Source organism: Agrobacterium sp. 22-210-1 (assembly GCF_053522525.1).
Window position 1 is genome coordinate 536,179 of sequence record NZ_JBNWCI010000001.1, and the last position, 16,545, is coordinate 552,723.

Sequence of the window (16,545 nt, forward strand, 5' to 3'; positions counted from 1 at the left end):
GAATGGTTTTCGGCTTTTAGAGTAACCGATCGGCGGAGATTTGCGACAGAAACGGTTGCGCGATGCGTCCCGACGAAAATTCATCACAAATTACAATTATGTAAGGAACGGTTTTGTGCGTTGCCTTCGTCAAGGCAAGCGGGAATACTTTGCACGTTCCAACGGCGTTCGGTTTGGAACTCCATTTTACTGCGCGGATCAACCGGAGAAATATATGCGGGTCTGGAAACAGGTGGGTGTCAGTGTTGCCGTGGTGGGAGCGGGGCTCTGTCTCTGGGGCTTTTATTCGCCCGAAGCCCGCAATGTTCTCGCTGCCATCGGGCTTGGCAAAATGCCGGCCGGTGCGATCGAGGTTGCCGCATCCGGTGCCGGAACCTCCGGCACGCCAGCGGGCCAGAATGCTGGCGGCGCGCGTCGCAACGGCAATGCCACTCTGGTGGTCATGGCTCCCGTCAAAAAAGGTACGGTCAATGACCGGCTGAATGCCATTGGCAATGGCGAGGCGATCCAGTCGGTCGTCGTCATGCCGCAGGCCTCCGGCACGCTTTCGGAAATCCGCACCTCCTCCGGTGCCCGCGTCGTGAAGGGGCAGGTGCTCGCGCGGCTCGACGATGAGGAGCAGGTGATCGAGCGTGACAAGGCGCAGGTCACGCTGCGCAGCGCGGTTGAAAAATCCAATTCCTACAAGAACCTGAAATCCGTTTCCCGCCTTGACGTGCTGGATGCGCAGATTGCCGAAGAGGCTGCCAAGCTTGCGCTGAGCACGGCCGAACTCAATCTCAAGCGTCGCGACATCGTCGCGCCGATCGAAGGTGTGGCCGGCATCGTTGCCGCCAATATCGGCGACAACGTCACCACGCAATCGACCATCGTCAGCATTGACGACCGTTCCGAAATTCTTGTCAATTTCTGGGCTCCCGAGCGCTTCGCAACCGCGATCAAGGTCGGCATGCCGGTGGAGGCGACGTCGATTTCCCGGCCCGGCGAGACTTTCAAGGGTGAGATCGAGGCCGTCGATAACCGTGTTGACGAGGCAAGCCGCACGATCCGCATCCGGGCGAAGTTCGGCAATGAGAAAGACGAGCTGAGGGCCGGCATGTCCTTCGGCGTCACCATGCGTTTTGCCGGGGAAACCTATGCTTCGGTCGACCCGCTTGCCGTGCAGTGGGATGCGGAAGGCTCCTATGTCTGGCGCGTTACCGACAACAAGTCGAACAAGGTGCGGGTGCAGATCGTGCAGCGCAACCCCGATGCCGTTCTCGTCAAGGCGGAACTGGCGGAGGGTGAGCCCGTCGTGATCGAGGGTCTGCAACGTGTGAGAGAAGGCGGCGTGGTCCGCGTCGGCAATCAGCCGAAGCCCGAGGAGGTTGCCAGCCAATGACGACACCGCCGCCTTCGGTTAAGGATTCCAAGCTCGCCTTTACGGCATTGTTCGTCCGCAGGCCCATTCTGGCGGCGGTTCTCAACACGCTGCTGGTCGTCGCCGGCCTTGCCGCGCTGGTTGGCGTCGAAGTGCGCGAATTGCCGGATGTCGACCGGCCGATCATCAGCGTCAGGACCACCTATGACGGGGCGGCGCCGGAAACAATTGACCAGGAAGTGACGCAGACCATCGAAGGTGCGGTGGCACGTGTCAGCGGCGTCAAGTCCATCTCTTCCAATTCGCAATTCGGCACAAGCCGCGTGACGCTGGAATTCGGCGACAATGTCGATCTGGCTGTCGCCGCCAACGACGTGCGCGACGCCATCGGCCGCGTCACCAATCAGCTGCCTGACGATGCCGACGAACCGCAGATCATCAAGGCGGATTCCGACAGCCAGCCGATCATGCGCCTTGCCGTCACCTCGACCACGCTCAGCATGGAAGACCTGACCAAGCTGGTGGATGACGAAATCATCGACCGTCTGGCCGCCGTTGACGGCGTTGCCGATGTGGAGCTTTACGGCGATCAGGAAAAGGTTTTTCGCGTCGATCTCAATCAGGCGGCGCTGGCAAGCCGTGGTTTGACCGTCACCGATGTTTCCAACGCGCTGGCGAGTGCGGCCCTCGACGTGCCGGCGGGATCGCTGAAAAGCACGACGCAGGATATCGTCGTGCGCGCCACGGCCAGCCTGACGAAGCCCGAAGATTTTTCCAATCTTTTGATCAAGAACAATATTCGCCTCAGGGACGTCGCGACCGTCATGCTGGGGGCGGATGATGAATCCACCTCGCTGCGTTCCAATGGCGTGCAGGGCGTCGGTCTCGGCGTCATCCGCCAGGCGCAGTCGAACACGCTCAGTATTTCCACGGGCGTGAAGGCCGCTGTCGATGCCATGTCGGCCAACCTGCCTGATGGTACGCGTGTCGTCATCACCAGCGATGACGCCGTCTTCATCGAAGGCGCGCTGCACGAGGTTGAGCTGGCACTTGGACTCTCCGCGCTTATCGTCGTCGTGGTGCTTTACCTGTTCCTGCGCGACTGGCGCGCCACACTCATTCCGGCAATCACCATGCCGGTGGCGCTGATCGGCACCATTGTCGCGATCTATATGGTCGGCTTCTCGGTCAATATTCTGACGTTGCTCGCCATCGTTCTGGCGACCGGCCTGGTGGTTGATGACGCCATCGTGGTGCTTGAAAACATCGTGCGCCGCCGCACGGAAGGCATGGGGCCGCGGGCCGCTGCCGTTCTCGGCACGCAGGAAGTGTTCTTCGCGGTTATCGCAACGACGGCGACGCTTGCCGCCGTGTTCATTCCGCTTTCCTTCCTGCCGGGCCAGCTTGGCGGCCTGTTCCGCGAATTCGGCTTCGTGCTGGCCTTCGCGGTGGGCTTGTCCTCGATCGTGGCCTTGACGCTTTGCCCGATGCTGGCTTCGCGCATGCTGAAGGAGGGGCTGAAGGAACCGACGGGACCGCTTGCCTGGTTCGGTAATGTCTTTGCCTCCACCTATAAGTCGACGCTTTCCGCCTGCCTCAACAATCCGCTGATCGTCATCGTCGTGGCGTTGATCTTCTCCGGCCTGTCGTGGATCGCCTTCGGCATGATCCAGAATGAGCTGACGCCGCGCGAGGACCGCGCCTCGATCATGATGCGGGTGACAGCGCCGCAGGGTGTCAGCCTTGAATATACGCGCGACCAGTTGCAGCGGATCGAGGAAAACCTGCAGCCGCTGCGCGACAGTGGCGAAATCCGCAATATCTACTCCATCACCGGCATGAACGGTTCGTCCAATACCGGCTTCATGGTGCTGACGCTCGCCCCCTGGGCAGATCGTGAGAGGACGCAGAACCAGATCGCCGCAGATGTCACCTCCGCCGCCAACAGGGTGCCCGCGCTGCGCGGCAATGCGATGCAGCCGAACAGCCTCAGAATTCGCGGCGCCGGCAATGGGTTGCAGATGGCGATGGTCGGCAGCAACTATGCGGCGCTGACGGCGGCGACGCAGAAATTGCTGCTTTCGATGGAGGAAAGCGGCCTGTTCGACACGCCGCGCTTCGACAATGAACCCAATCAGGCGCAGATCTCCGTCTCCATCGACCGCGAGCGTGCGTCGGATCTCGGGATCGACATTACCGGCCTGTCACGCGCCATGCAGTCGCTGCTGGAAGGGCGCTCGATCGTCGACGTCTTCGTGGATGGCGATGCGATCCCCGTACGGCTGCTATCGTCTACCCGGCCGATCAACGATCCGACCGATCTTGAAAACGTCTTCCTGAAAACGGGCGACGGCAAGATCGTGCCGATGTCGGTCATTGCCACACTCAAGGAAAATGCGGTTGCCCCGCAGCTGAACCGCGAGCAGCAGCTTGCCTCCGTCGGCTTCACCGCCAACCTCAAGGATGGCGTTTCGCTTGGTGAGGCCCTTCAAAAGGTGAATGAGCTGTCGCAATCGGTAATGCCGCCCGGCGCCCGCCTGCTGCCGCTCGGTGAAGCGGCGACGCTTGAGGAAAATTCGAGCGGCATGTTGCTGACCTTCGGTTTCGCTATCGCCATCATCTTCCTCGTGCTGGCTGCGCAGTTCGAAAGTGTGCTGAGTTCGGTCATCATCATGTCGACGGTGCCGCTTGGCCTTGCCTGCGCGGTCATCGCGCTGCTGGTCACCGGGTCCAGCCTCAACGTCTATAGCCAGATCGGCCTCGTGCTGCTTGTCGGCGTCATGGCCAAGAACGGCATTCTGATCGTCGAATTCGCCAATCACCTGCGGGATCAGGGCGCTACCGTGCGCGAGGCCATCGAGAAGGCCACCAGCATCCGCCTGCGCCCCGTCATGATGACGATGATCGCCACCATTCTCGGCGGTGTGCCTTTGGTGCTGGCGCAAGGGGCGGGTGCGGAAGCCCGCATCGCGCTCGGCTGGGTCATCGTCGGCGGCCTCGGTTTTGCGACGCTGGTGACGCTTTACATCACCCCGGTTTCCTATCTGCTGATCGCCCGCTTCGCCAAACCGCAGGCAGATGAGGAAATCCGCCTCCACCGCGAACTGGAACTTGCCGCCCGCCGCAAGGCGCTGGAGGAAGACAAACCGCTTCTGGCGGCGGAATAAAAAACGGTTGCCGCCAATTACCGTCCGGCGCAATTGCGATGCTGGACAAAGCGTTAACCTTACCCCATACCACCTGACGGAATTTCGTAACGGATCTGCTCCGTTACGGGCAGATGTTGCGGTGGAGATGGATGATGGCGCTGAAAGATGTGGTGGCGGGAAAGCGGAACGAAGAGGGTATTGCATCTGCGCTCGCGGTGCTGAAGCAGCAGCTTGGCGACAGGCTCCAGACCGGCCAGGCGTTTCGCGAGCAGCACGGCCACACCACCACCTATCTGACCCTGCAGGCGCCTGACGGCGTTGTCTTTGCCGAGAGCGCCGATGATGTGAAGGCCGTGGTGAAGGTCTGCGCGCAATATAAGGTGCCGGTCATTCCGTTCGGAACGGGGTCTTCGCTGGAAGGTCAGGTCAATGCGCCCAACGGTGGAATCTGCATCGATTTCAGCCGGATGAATCGCATCATTGAGGTGAATGCCGAAGATCTTGACGTGACGGTGGAGCCGGGCGTGACGCGCGAGGACCTGAATGTCCATCTGCGCGATACCGGCCTGTTTTTCCCGATCGATCCGGGCGCCAATGCCTCGATCGGCGGCATGGCCTCGACGCGTGCATCAGGCACCAATGCCGTGCGCTACGGCACGATGAAGGATAATGTTCTGGCCGTCACCGCCGTCGTCGCCAATGGCGAGGAAATCCGCACGGCGCGCCGTGCGCGCAAATCGTCCGCCGGTTATGATCTGACGCGGCTTTTCGTCGGTGCGGAGGGGACGCTCGGCGTCATCACCTCGGTCACGCTGCGGCTGCAGGGCATTCCGGAAAAGATCGCCGGCGGGGTCTGCACCTTCGATAGCATCAAGGCAGCCTGCGACGCTGTCATCATGACGATCCAGATGGGCGTTCCGGTTGCCCGCATCGAATTGCTTGATGAGGTGCAGGTGCGCGCCTGCAACGCCTATTCCGGCCTGAATTACGCGGAGAAACCGACGCTGTTCGTGGAGTTCCACGGCACGGAGGAAACGGCGGCGCTGCAATCGCAGCAATTTGCCGAAATCGCGGCCGAATGCGGCAGCGTCGATTTCCGCTGGACGGGCGATGCTGCCGAGCGCAACAAGTTGTGGAAGGCAAGGCATGATGCCTATTGGGCGTCGCGGGCGCTTGCGCCGCATCTTGACGGGCTTTCCACCGATGTCTGCGTGCCGATTTCGCGCCTTGCAGATTGCGTGGTGGAAACGCAGCAGGATATTGCTGAAAACGGGTTTCTGGCGCCAATCGTCGGCCATGCTGGCGACGGGAATTTTCATGTCCTTATTCTGTTCGATGGCAAGGATGCCGAAAGCGTCGCGAAAACCGAGGCTTTTGTCGCCCGCCTCAACCGCCGGGCGATCGCCATGGAGGGCACCTGCACCGGCGAACATGGCATCGGTCAAGGCAAGATGAGTTTTCTGGCCGAAGAAGCAGGAAATGCGCTGGATGTGATGCGTGCCATCAAAACGTCGCTCGATCCGGATAACATTTTCAATCCGGGCAAGTTGTTCCGGCTTGTCTGATCATTCTCACATTTGATTGGTACAAAAGGCTGCTTGCCGTTAAGGCAGAAAAGAATAGGTTTGCAGCGTTCGCGAAGGGAGATGCAGGTCAGTGCTCGGGCGTATTCTGGTTTTTCTGGGCGGACTGCTGGCCTTGGTGCTGTTTTCGGCGCTGCTCATTCCCTATTTCGTCGACTGGACGGATTTCCGTCGCGATTTTGAAGATCAGGCGAGCCGCATTCTGGGCAAGAAGGTGGTGGTGCACGGCCGGGTCGAGGCGCGTATCCTGCCGTTCCCTTCGGTAACGCTGCATGATGTGCGCGCCGGAACGGATGCGGATGGTTCGCCGCTCATCCAGGTTGCGCGTTTTTCCATGGATGCCGAGCTTGCGCCTTTCCTTTCCGGCGAGGCGCGCATCTTCGACATGCGCATAGAGGAGCCCAAGGCCAAGATCAGGCTTTTGAAGGACGGCACGCTGGACTGGATGCGTGGCAGCCGGGCGGAAATTCCCGCCCGCACCGTGGTTCTGGAAAGCGTGCAGATCGAAGGCGGGCAGATCGAATTCATCGATGAGCAATCCGGCCGCAACCGTGTGGTGACCGGCCTTAACGCCGACATGTCCGCCAATTCGCTGGCCGGGCCGTGGAAGGCGGAAGGGCGTGCTGCCGTTGACGGGCATCCGGGCTCTTTCTCCCTCTCCAGCAGCGAACCCGATTATGCCGCTGGCCGCATGGGGCTCAGGGTGCGGGTGGTGCCGGATGAACATCCGGTCGAGGTCGATCTGGACGGCGCGATTGCTGCAACGGCGGGAAAGCCTGCCTATAGCGGTTCCTTTGCTTTCAGCTTCCGGGAAGATGAAAAGCAGAAACAGGCCGGACAGTCGCTGTTTTCCTCGCCGCGTACACGCGGCAGTTTCGAACTGACCAATGAAAGCGTGCGCATATCGAGCTACCGCATGGAACTCGGCGGCAGCGAAAACCCTTACGTCGTGACCGGCGAGGCGACGCTGGATACCGGTGCGAAGCCGGAATTCCTGCTGACGGCGGATGGCCAGCAGATCGATGTCGCCCGCTTTGCGCCACCCGTCGTACAAACGGGCAAGACCTCGCGCCAGCCCACCGTCTCTGTGCGCCAGCGCATCGAGGCCTTTGCGGCCATGGTGGCGCGCATTCCGGTGCCGCAGGTGCCGGGCAAGGCCAGCATCAGCCTTCCCGCGCTGGTTTCCGACGATACGACCATCCGTGACATCAGGCTGGATGTGCGCCCTGATGGCAGCGGCTGGCAGGTGGTGAATGCGGTTGCGACGCTGCCGGGCAGGACGCAGCTGGAAGCCAAGGGCTCGCTGACATTGCTTGGCGGCCCGGCCTTCAACGGCAATCTGCTTGTTGCATCCAACCAGCCGTCGGGGCTGGCGAACTGGCTTTCCGGCTCGGTCGATCCGGCGATACGGCAGCTGAATGCGGCCGGTTTTTCCGCCGATGTCTCGCTGACGACGCTCAACCAGCGTTTCAACAATCTCGAGCTTGCCATCGGCGACGCTTCGCTGAAGGGCGAGCTGGAGCGGCGCTCGGATGGCAAGACTTCCAATCTCTCCATCGATCTTGCCGGCAATGAAATCGATCTCGATGCGCTGAAGGCGCTCGGTAGTCTGGCGCTGGGCGATCAGGTCGGAAGCTCGGTTCTCGATCATCGCATCGACGCCAAGTTCAAGGCCGACCGGTTCAACATGGCCGGCGTGACCGCAAATCATGTCGAGACCGCCTTCACCATGGCCGGTGGTGTTCTGACGCTTGAAAACATGACGGCCGGCGATATTGCCGGCGCTGAGGTCAAGGCCAGAGGGCAGTTGCAGGGTTCGTTGCTGAAATATGCGGGCAAGGGCACGGTAAACCTGCATGCTCCGGATATGCAGCCGTTCTTTACCATGTTGCAGCAGAAATTGCCCAACCACCCCTTCCTCAGCCGTCTGGCCGCCAGCGCGCCCTGGTACGCCAATTCCGATCTTGCCGTAGATGTTTCGGTGAACAGTGAAAATGGCGGGGCCAATGTGGCCGTGTCAGGCACCGTCAATGGCAGCCGCCTGTCGGCCGTTGCCAAGATGCCGGATTTCCTGTCGATCACCGATGATACGGCGATGTCGCTGGAAGCGGTGTTGAAAAACCAGTCGACGGCGATCCTGTTCGGGCAGGCGGGGCTTGATCCGCTGCCGTTCGATGCGGATGGCGAGGGGCTTCTGTCCGTCAAGCTCAATGGCACGCTCGGCTCGCCGGCCCAGACCGATATCCGCTTCTCAACGGAGCGTACGCATTTTTCGATGAGTGGCTCCTTTGCCGTTGCTGCCGCCAATTTCGGTGAGGGCAGCGCGGATGTGGCGCTCGAAAGTGCTGATATCGAGCCATATCTCATCATGAATGCGGTAGGGTTGCCGCAACTCGGCGGTGGCATGGCTGTGAAGGCCAATGCGAAAGTGGCGGTCGATGCGCAGAAGATCGCTTTTTCCTCGGTTGGCGGGCAGGTGGGTGGCAATCCCTTCTCCGGCGATCTCGCGGTTCAGCGCGCCGCGCCTTATCCCGTCAGCGGTGATCTGTCGGTCAGGACCGCCGATCTCGCCTGGTTGGGTGATGCGATCTACGGCCCGGTGATTGACCCGGAAAATGGCGCGCTCAATGCCAAGCCTTTGGCCATGGCGGCTTTCCCACAGCTCAAGGCCTCACTGTCGCTGAAGGCGGAAAACTTCGAAGCGGGTCCCTTCGGCACGATCACGGGGCTGGCGGCCAAGGTGACGCATGATTCGGGCAGTCTTTCGCTCGATGAGGTCACGGGCGGCTTCATGGGCGGCAAATTGACCGGCCGGCTTGCCATGTCCACGGGTGAAGGGGCCGGGATTTTCCGCACCAAGATCGCGGTGACCGACGCCAATCCGGAGCCTATCCTGTGGGCGAACGCCAATGGGCCTGTGGCGACCGGCCGAATTGCCATCGACCTGACGGCTGAATCGACCGGCAAGAGTGTCGGCGAAATTCTGAAGTCGGCGGGTGGTTCAGGTGAAATCCGTGCCGGCGGGCTGGTGCTGAAGGGGCTCAATCCCGCCGCGCTGCCGCCGATCCTGCAGGCGGCGGATGGTTTGCAGCAGCCTATCGATGCGCCCAAAGTTCGGCCGCTGGTGGACCAGAACCTGTGGCAGGGTGAAATCGGGCTTGGCGATGTGGCCCTGCCGTTCTCGCTGAATGGTGGTGCGCTTCATTTCCAGAATTTGCGCGCCGGGATTGATCCGGTGACGCTTGCCGGTGATGCGACGGTGGATATTGCCGCATCGACCTTGAATGGCGATCTCGATCTTCTCTTTAATCCCGGTACCGAAGCGGTTGCCGGAGCCGAGCCGTCTCTACGCCTGAATTATAATGGCCCGCTGGCGGCACCGGCTTTGACGATCGATGTTTCGACACTCAGCAATTACCTGTCGCTCAGGGCTTTCGAAAAGGAGCGCCGTCGGGTGGAGGCCATGCAGGCCAGCGTTCTTGAAAAGCAGCGCCTGCGCCGCGAAGTGGCGCTTTACCGCTCCCAGGCGGCTGAGCGGCAGGCTGAAAAGGAACGGGCAGAAGCGGAAGCCAAAGCGAAGGCGGAAGAGGAGGCGCGGCTGAAGGCTGCGGCCGAGGAGCGTCTTCGCCAGGAGAAAGAACAGCAGGAGCGGTTGCTGCAGCAACAGCAGCAACCCGTGCCCGAGCGGCAATCGGCGCCGATTCTGGTCGTGCCACCGACGGAAAATGCGATCCGCGACCTGGCGCCGGAAAACGCGCCGGCCAATCCATAGCTTGTTTGAAAAGTGGAGGTGGATCGCCTTCAGATTTGCAGGATGTGGAGGCTGGCACCCTAAAACGGGTTCCTTCCCTTTCCCGGGATCTATGGCCATCGTCGCGCCCGGTTGCGAAACTTCGGGTCAAGTCAGAGGAGGGGTGTCAGGTAACGGCTGGTGACATCGTCTCAGGACAAATGTTGGTGCGGTCTGGATACCCGTGTTTTTGGCGGTCTTTCCAGAGTTACCCGGCAGCCGATTAAATCCAGCTCTCTCGTTCGCCGAAGGGCGTGTCGGCATCGAAGTTTTTCGTGCCAATCCTGCTGCTCTCTCCCGACAGGCTGGGCTTATCCGCGCTGCCGCCTGAAGCTGCCGATTTGTCGGCGCTGTTTTCGAGAGCCTCAAGCTGAGCCTTGAGCGAGGCGATGGCGCTCTTCAGTTCCTCCTGGGCTTTCGCTTCGGTGGTCTGGGCCAACTCCGACTGTTTTTCGGCAATCTGCGATTTCAGCTCGGAAACGCTTGAAGAGGAGGTGGATGAAGAAGATAGGACGGAAACAGCAATGCTTGTTCCCGAAACGGCAGAAACCATGGGTCGCCTCGTGGCGGATGTGTGGATTGGAAAGTTATGAAACAAAGACTGAAAACAAGGCTACGCAATACGGGAATGCCTTGCAGCGCAGATTAGGCTGCTAATGTTTAATGAATGCTTTCGCGACGTTACGAGTTTTTCGGCCCGAATGTTTGTAGTCTGTGGGCCGGCAGATCAGGGGCGGCGCCCATGTCGTTGGCTGGACGGAAAGATTACCGGGTCTTCAGCCAGTTCAGCACATAAACGCGCAAAGACGAGGACAGATTGCTGTCGACGGGCCGGTTGTCATCAATTTCCGCGAGCAGGGCAGCGAAGCTGATCTTGCGCTTTTCGGCAATCATCTTCAGTTCTTCCCAGAAGGCATCTTCAAGTGAAATGCTGGTGCGGTGGCCGTGTAATGTTGCTGAGTGCTTGCGGATCATCAGATCGGCCTCCGGCTGGAAATCTGAATCATGTTTCGCCGGCAAGCCTCTGTTTTGCGATTGATTTCCGATTTTGCGGGGAGTTCGCTGCGGCAGGTCCGATCGTCAGTCCCTGTCGGCCCCGCCATCACCCTTTTCGAGCCGCCCTTGATCTAGCGCCTTTTCAGCTTTCTCATTGAGGGCCGATGTCAGATTTTTCTCGGTCTTGCTGCGACCGAAGGACAGGCGGTTCTGTTCCGCCTGTTTTTCCTTTTCGTTGCGGGCTTTCTGCTTCCGAAACTGACGCAGATTGACGATATCGGCGGCCATGCGGATATGTCTCCTTGGGTTTCGGGTGGCGGAAGAAAGGCCGTTATTGCTTCTTGCGGAAGGCATCCAGCGAAACGACGGAGCCTTCCTTCTTTTCCTCGCCTGCCTTGGGGGCCTCGGAGGTGGAAGCGGGCTTTGCCTCGTTGGAAACGGGATAGGCGGTGATTTCGGCCTCTTCCATCTCTTCTTCATCGGCCAGAGGCACGTCGAACTCAAGTTCGAAATTGACGGAAGGATCGTAGAAACCGCGAATGGCGTTATAAGGGATAACCAGCTTTTCAGGCGTATCGGAGAAGGACAGACCGATTTCGAAGCCGGTTTCCGTTACCTTCATATCCCAGAACTGGTGCTGGATAACGATGGTCATCTGCTCGGCATATTTCGACTTGAGGTGCTGGGAAATCCGCACGCCCGGCGCGCCGGTCAGGAATGTGATGAAGAAATGATGGTCGCCGGGCAGGCGGCCGGTTGCGGCCACTTCACCCAAAACCTTACGAATAACGCCGCGAAGGGCATCCTGTGCGAGAATGTCGTAACGGATATGATCCTGCCCCATGCGGTCCTGTCTTTCCCTTATTCGAACGTCTTTTAATGCGCTGCGCGCCTTGCGCGCCAAGGACGCTGTAACACTTTGAATCTTTGCGCAATCCTGAACCGGAGATCGAACTCGATCCAGACGGCTGCGCGTTACCCAAGTATACGCAATGTCCCGAACGGCAGCAACGGAAAAGCCGATGCCGTTCGCAAGTCAGCTATCATATAACCAATTCAGGCAAAATGGAGAAGGTGGAGGTTTCTGTTGCCAGGTACCTCCGAACCCCGCCTTACGGGGCTAACCGTAAGGACTTAGAGCGGAATTCCCGCACCGCCATTAGGCAGCGAGAGCGTATTCCTTAGCGTTGTTGTCGTTTGCAACTACACTTGTGACCCGATAACGGCGGTATCATGCCGAGCAAAAGTTCGATCTTTACGCCCTTGTCGATCCTATTTCGCCCCCATCAAAAGCCGGCCTTCCCTTAAAAGAAGTCCGCCGGTTTTTGGTGGAGGCGCCGGGTACCGCCCCCGGGTCCAATAGGTTTATTACACCGACCGTTTATCGCCATAGCCGGGTTGCCCCGGCAAAGCTCATATAGGCGTTTCGCCCGGCGGAGAAAAGGGGGGCTATGACAATTCCATGAAAAGGTTTCGTGTTTGACGTTGACAATTTAGACAATTCTTGACGACGAGAGATTGCTGTCACATTCTCCGTGCAACCGGTCACCAGAAGCAACGTGGCGCCGGGGACACACGAAGGAGTTGATATGACCGACTATCTCGCAGATGTGAAGAAATACGATGCGGCAGCCGACGAAGCCATCGTTGGCAAAATCGTCAAGCATCTCGGCATTGCGTTGCGCAACCGGGATTCATCGCTGGTGTCCGCTTCCGATCCGGAAGAGCTTGCGCGCGTCAAGGCAAGCTGGTGCGGCAAGAAGCTCGGCGTGACCGACGATAGCGCCGACAAGGCGATCGACGCCACTGCGAAAGCCATGGCTGCGGACCGCTCCAAGTCGCGCGTGACCTTCTATTATCTGGTGGCCAAGGAACTGGGCAAACTCCAGTCGCTTTGATTTGAGGCGGGGATAAGCCCGCATTAGGTGATTGGTTCTGCCGCCCTGTGCTATTATATTCTCCTGATATCAGGGAATCGGCGGCAGAACGCATGAAACAATATCTCGATCTTCTCCGGCATGTGATGGACACCGGCTCCGACCGTGGAGACCGCACCGGCACCGGCACGCGCTCGGTCTTCGGTTACCAGATGCGTTTCGATCTTTCGCAAGGCTTTCCGGTCCTCACCACCAAGAAGCTGCATCTGCGCTCCATCATCCACGAACTGCTGTGGTTCCTGAAGGGCGACACCAATATCGCCTATCTCAAGGAGAATGGCGTTTCCATCTGGGATGAGTGGGCCGATGAAAATGGTGATCTCGGCCCCGTCTATGGTGCGCAATGGCGCTCGTGGCCGGCACCGGATGGCCGTCATATCGACCAGATCGCGCTTTTGATCGAGGCGCTGAAAACCAATCCCAATTCCCGCCGCCACATCGTTTCAGCCTGGAACCCGGCGCTGGTGGACGAAATGGCGCTGCCGCCCTGCCATTGCCTGTTCCAGTTCTATGTCTCGGATGGCAAGTTGTCCTGCCAGCTTTACCAGCGCTCGGCTGATATCTTCCTCGGCGTGCCGTTCAACATTGCATCCTATGCGCTGTTGACGCTGATGGTGGCGCAGGTGACCGGTCTGAAACCGGGAGATTTTGTCCACACGCTCGGCGACGCGCATATCTACGCCAACCATTTCGATCAGGCGCGGCTGCAGATGACCCGCACCCCGAAAGCCCTGCCGACAATGCGCCTCAATCCTGATGTGAAGGACCTTTTCGGCTTTAAGTTCGAAGACTTTACGCTTGAGAATTACGAGGCCGATTCAAGCATCAAGGCACCGATCGCGGTATGAGCGAGGCGCGTGTCACCATCATCGTTGCCGTCTCGGAAAACGGCGTCATCGGCCGTGACCTCGACATGCCGTGGAAGCTCTCCACCGATCTCAAGCGCTTCAAGGCGATGACGATGGGCAAGCCGCTCATCATGGGCCGCAAGACTTTTTTGTCTGTCGGCGAGCGCCCCTTGCCGGGCCGGCCGCATATCATCGTCAGCCGCAATGCCGATTACAGGCCGGATGGGGTGGATGTCGTCTCGTCGCTGGAAGAGGCTTTGAAGCTTGCCAAAGACAAGGCCGCGGAACTGGGCGTGGATGAGGTTTTCGTGGCCGGCGGCGGGGAAATTTACCGTCAGTCGATGCCGTTTGCCGATCAACTTTCCGTCACCCATGTGGCGGTAAAGCTCGATGGCGACACTTTTTTTCCGGATATCGATCCTGACGTCTTTGAAAAAACGGACGAGAATGCCGTTCCCGCAGGGGAACGGGACAATTATCCGGTTCTGTTCACCACTTATTTGCGAAGAGCCGCGTCAAAGTGAACTATTTACCGCGATTGGGTATTTAGTTACCACCTCTGCGTTGAAACGGACGCTTCTCCTTCTTATAACGGGTCGATATTCCCGCCGCACGCGAGCAATCGCTTTCGAACGGAACCGGGAGAGGCTTTTATAAAGAGGTATTGATGCCCTGGAGCAATCAGAATGGCGGCGGCGGCCCTTGGGGCGGCGGCGGTGGAGGAAACAACCAGGGTGGCGGTGGCGGCCCGTGGGGACAGGGGCCTAACCGGCCTCGCGGCGGCGGTGGCGGCAACAATGGCGGCCCACCTGATCTGGAAGAGATCATCCGGCGCAGTCAGGACCGTTTCAAGAATGTCCTGCCGGGTGGCTTCAACGGTGGCGCGGTTGCGATTCTCGTTCTTGTCGTCCTCGTTTTCCTCGGCATCCAGTCCATCTATACCGTCCAGCCGGATGAGCGTGGCGTTGAGCTGCGTTTCGGACGTCCCAAGGACGAAATCTCGATGCCCGGCCTGCATTTCCATCTGTGGCCGATCGAGACGGTTGAGATCGTCAAGGTCACCGAACAACAGCAGAATATCGGCTCGCGCGCCTCGTCGTCCTCATCGAGCGGCGTGATGCTGACCGGCGACCAGAACATCGTCAACGTGCAGTTCTCGGTGCTCTATACGGTCTCTGATCCGAAATCCTATCTCTTCAACGTCGACAGCCCAGCCGAGACGCTGCAGCAGGTTTCCGAAAGCGCCATGCGCGAAGTGGTCGGCCGTCGTCCGGCGCAGGATATTTTCCGCGATAACCGTCAGGCCATTGCGGGCGATGTACGCAGCATCATCCAGTCCACCATGGACGGTTATGGCGCCGGCATTTCCATCAATGCGGTCGCCATCGAAGATGCGGCGCCGCCGCGCGAAGTGGCCGATGCCTTTGATGAAGTGCAGCGCGCCGAGCAGGATGAAGATCGCTTCGTTCAGGAAGCCAACCAGTATGCCAACCAGAAATTGGGTGCGGCACGCGGTCAGGCGGCACAGATCGTTGAAGAGGCGAACGCTTACAAGTCGCGTGTCGTCAACGAGGCCGAGGGTGAGGCGCAGCGCTTCATCTCCATCTATGATCAGTATCGCACAGCACCTGATGTGACCCGCCAGCGCATGTTCCTTGAAACCATGGAACAGGTCCTGAAGGGCTCCAACAAGGTCATCATCGACGAAAAGCAGGGCGTGGTGCCTTATCTGCCTCTGAACGAGATCATGCGCGGCAATACAGGCGCAGCACAGCAGGGAGGCAACTGATATGGGTAACCGTCTTACTGCCATTCTCGTCGGTCTCGCCGCCGTGCTTTTCCTTGGCTATTCATCGATCTTCGTCGTCAACGAGCGCCAGCAGGCAATCGTCGTGCGCTTCGGTCAGATCCAGGATGTAAAAACCGCGCCGGGCCTCTATTTCAAGCTGCCCTTCGCGTTCATGGATGCCGACCGGGTGCAATATGTCGAGAACCGGGCGTTGCGCTTCGATCACGACAATATCCGTGTTCAGGTTTCGGGCGGCAAGTTCTATGAAGTAGACGCCTTCGTCGTCTATCGCATCACGGATGCACGCCGGTTCCGCCAGACGGTCTCGGGTGACCAGATGTCGGCCGAATCGCGTCTTCGCACCCGTCTCGACGCATCTTTGCGCCGGGTCTACGGTCTTCGCGGCTTTGAATCGGCACTTTCTGATGCACGCGCATCGATGATGCAGGAAGTGCGTGACGATCTGCGCCCTGATGCGGAATCGCTCGGCATCAGCATCGTGGATGTCCGCATCCGCCGTACCGATCTGACGCAGGAAGTGTCGCAGCAGACCTTCGAGCGCATGAAGTCGGAACGTCTGGCTGAAGCTGAACTCATCCGCGCCCGCGGTAATGAAGAAGCCCAGCGCCGCCGCGCTATCGCCGACCGTCAGGTCGTCGAGTTCGAGTCCGATGCGCGTCGTCAGTCTGAAGTACTGCGCGGTGAAGGTGATGCCAACCGTAACCGCATATTCGGCGAAGCTTTCCAGCGCGATCCGAACTTCTTCGAGTTCTATCGCTCCATGGCGGCCTATTCCAATTCGCTGAACGGCACCGGTACGACGCTGGTCCTGTCCCCGGACTCGACCTTCTTCCGTTACTTCAACGACATCAACGGTGCTCCGTCTGCGGCTCCGGCCGCACCCGCAGCGCCCGCGCCGGCGAACTGATATCGGATCAAAAGAGTTTGAAAGGGCCGGTTTTACCGGCCCTTTCTTTTTGACAGGCCCCGCACGACGTCATCCTCAGGCACGAGCCGAGGATGACGGAGGAGAGGGCCGAGCAGCCGTTGTTGCTAATTTGAGGACTGGTTTTGGCCGGCCCTTTCTTTTCAC

General features: G+C 59.5%; 13 protein-coding genes and 1 other RNA gene. 9 read left to right on the plus strand and 5 right to left on the minus strand.

Going from position 1 to position 16,545, the window contains the following annotated elements; genetic code table 11:
* Window positions 1–214: 214 nt before the first annotated feature.
* The 4 genes from ACQZ5F_RS02610 to ACQZ5F_RS02625 all read left to right on the plus strand — a co-directional run bounded on the left by ACQZ5F_RS02610 (window position 215) and on the right by ACQZ5F_RS02625 (window position 9,864).
* Window positions 215–1,381 carry an efflux RND transporter periplasmic adaptor subunit gene (locus tag ACQZ5F_RS02610; RefSeq protein WP_225339146.1) on the plus strand — a complete coding sequence of 389 codons (1,167 nt, stop codon included), beginning with the start codon at window positions 215–217 and terminating at the stop codon, window positions 1,379–1,381.
* Complete coding sequence (locus tag ACQZ5F_RS02615) at window positions 1,378–4,527, plus strand: efflux RND transporter permease subunit (protein WP_080841956.1); 3,150 nt, start codon at window positions 1,378–1,380, stop codon at window positions 4,525–4,527. The genes ACQZ5F_RS02610 and ACQZ5F_RS02615 overlap by 4 nt, the downstream gene beginning before the upstream one ends.
* Before the next feature lie 134 nt (window positions 4,528–4,661).
* Window positions 4,662–6,074, plus strand: coding sequence for an FAD-binding oxidoreductase (locus tag ACQZ5F_RS02620; protein ID WP_225339147.1), 1,413 nt, complete (start codon window positions 4,662–4,664; stop codon window positions 6,072–6,074).
* Window positions 6,075–6,165: 91 nt separating this feature from the next.
* Window positions 6,166–9,864: an AsmA family protein gene (locus tag ACQZ5F_RS02625; protein ID WP_448731000.1), complete on the plus strand. Its 3,699-nt coding sequence runs from the start codon at window positions 6,166–6,168 to the stop codon at window positions 9,862–9,864.
* A gap of 241 nt (window positions 9,865–10,105) precedes the next feature.
* On the opposite strand, the gene ACQZ5F_RS02630 is transcribed toward ACQZ5F_RS02625, so the two are convergent.
* The 5 genes from ACQZ5F_RS02630 to ssrA all read right to left on the minus strand — a co-directional run bounded on the left by ACQZ5F_RS02630 (window position 10,106) and on the right by ssrA (window position 12,325).
* On the minus strand, window positions 10,106–10,435 hold the full coding sequence (locus ACQZ5F_RS02630) for a hypothetical protein (RefSeq protein WP_225339149.1): 330 nt from the start codon (window positions 10,433–10,435) through the stop codon (window positions 10,106–10,108).
* 212 nt (window positions 10,436–10,647) lie between these two features.
* Window positions 10,648–10,857: a ribbon-helix-helix domain-containing protein gene (locus ACQZ5F_RS02635; RefSeq protein WP_137086027.1), complete on the minus strand. Its 210-nt coding sequence runs from the start codon at window positions 10,855–10,857 to the stop codon at window positions 10,648–10,650.
* Window positions 10,858–10,962: 105 nt separating this feature from the next.
* Window positions 10,963–11,166 carry a DUF4169 family protein gene (locus tag ACQZ5F_RS02640; protein WP_046798098.1) on the minus strand — a complete coding sequence of 68 codons (204 nt, stop codon included), beginning with the start codon at window positions 11,164–11,166 and terminating at the stop codon, window positions 10,963–10,965.
* A 43-nt stretch (window positions 11,167–11,209) separates the two neighbouring features.
* Complete coding sequence (locus ACQZ5F_RS02645) at window positions 11,210–11,722, minus strand: SspB family protein (protein WP_046798099.1); 513 nt, start codon at window positions 11,720–11,722, stop codon at window positions 11,210–11,212.
* A 229-nt stretch (window positions 11,723–11,951) separates the two neighbouring features.
* Window positions 11,952–12,325, minus strand: a transfer-messenger RNA (tmRNA) gene (ssrA, locus tag ACQZ5F_RS02650).
* Window positions 12,326–12,467: 142 nt separating this feature from the next.
* On the opposite strand from ssrA, the gene ACQZ5F_RS02655 reads away from it, so the two are divergent.
* From ACQZ5F_RS02655 to hflC, 5 genes are all read left to right on the plus strand, one after another.
* Entirely contained in the window at window positions 12,468–12,776 is a 309-nt protein-coding gene (locus ACQZ5F_RS02655) for a DUF2853 family protein (RefSeq protein WP_035242256.1), read from the plus strand.
* A gap of 92 nt (window positions 12,777–12,868) precedes the next feature.
* Entirely contained in the window at window positions 12,869–13,663 is a 795-nt protein-coding gene (locus ACQZ5F_RS02660; protein WP_137084801.1) for a thymidylate synthase, read from the plus strand.
* On the plus strand, window positions 13,660–14,187 hold the full coding sequence (locus tag ACQZ5F_RS02665) for a dihydrofolate reductase (RefSeq protein WP_225339150.1): 528 nt from the start codon (window positions 13,660–13,662) through the stop codon (window positions 14,185–14,187). Before ACQZ5F_RS02660 ends, ACQZ5F_RS02665 begins: the two co-directional genes overlap by 4 nt.
* A gap of 143 nt (window positions 14,188–14,330) precedes the next feature.
* The gene (gene hflK / locus ACQZ5F_RS02670) at window positions 14,331–15,452 is read left to right on the plus strand and encodes an FtsH protease activity modulator HflK (protein ID WP_046798102.1); all 1,122 of its coding nucleotides are present in this window, start codon (window positions 14,331–14,333) and stop codon (window positions 15,450–15,452) included.
* A 1-nt stretch (window position 15,453) separates the two neighbouring features.
* Complete coding sequence (gene hflC / locus ACQZ5F_RS02675) at window positions 15,454–16,380, plus strand: protease modulator HflC (protein ID WP_046798103.1); 927 nt, start codon at window positions 15,454–15,456, stop codon at window positions 16,378–16,380.
* Window positions 16,381–16,545: the final 165 nt, after the last annotated feature.

Excerpts from the sequence above, each read along its gene's own strand:
- ACQZ5F_RS02635 (WP_137086027.1), bottom strand. The coding sequence starts at position 10,857 with ATGATCCGCAAGCACTCAGCAACATTACACGGCCACCGCACCAGCATT.
- ACQZ5F_RS02665 (WP_225339150.1), top strand. The coding sequence starts at position 13,660 with ATGAGCGAGGCGCGTGTCACCATCATCGTTGCCGTCTCGGAAAACGGC.
- ACQZ5F_RS02620 (WP_225339147.1), top strand. The coding sequence starts at position 4,662 with ATGGCGCTGAAAGATGTGGTGGCGGGAAAGCGGAACGAAGAGGGTATT.
- ACQZ5F_RS02655 (WP_035242256.1), top strand. The coding sequence starts at position 12,468 with ATGACCGACTATCTCGCAGATGTGAAGAAATACGATGCGGCAGCCGAC.
- hflC (WP_046798103.1), top strand. The coding sequence starts at position 15,454 with ATGGGTAACCGTCTTACTGCCATTCTCGTCGGTCTCGCCGCCGTGCTT.
- hflK (WP_046798102.1), top strand. The coding sequence starts at position 14,331 with ATGCCCTGGAGCAATCAGAATGGCGGCGGCGGCCCTTGGGGCGGCGGC.
- ACQZ5F_RS02640 (WP_046798098.1), bottom strand. The coding sequence starts at position 11,166 with ATGGCCGCCGATATCGTCAATCTGCGTCAGTTTCGGAAGCAGAAAGCC.
- ACQZ5F_RS02610 (WP_225339146.1), top strand. The coding sequence starts at position 215 with ATGCGGGTCTGGAAACAGGTGGGTGTCAGTGTTGCCGTGGTGGGAGCG.
- ACQZ5F_RS02645 (WP_046798099.1), bottom strand. The coding sequence starts at position 11,722 with ATGGGGCAGGATCATATCCGTTACGACATTCTCGCACAGGATGCCCTT.
- ACQZ5F_RS02630 (WP_225339149.1), bottom strand. The coding sequence starts at position 10,435 with ATGGTTTCTGCCGTTTCGGGAACAAGCATTGCTGTTTCCGTCCTATCT.
- ACQZ5F_RS02660 (WP_137084801.1), top strand. The coding sequence starts at position 12,869 with ATGAAACAATATCTCGATCTTCTCCGGCATGTGATGGACACCGGCTCC.
- ACQZ5F_RS02615 (WP_080841956.1), top strand. The coding sequence starts at position 1,378 with ATGACGACACCGCCGCCTTCGGTTAAGGATTCCAAGCTCGCCTTTACG.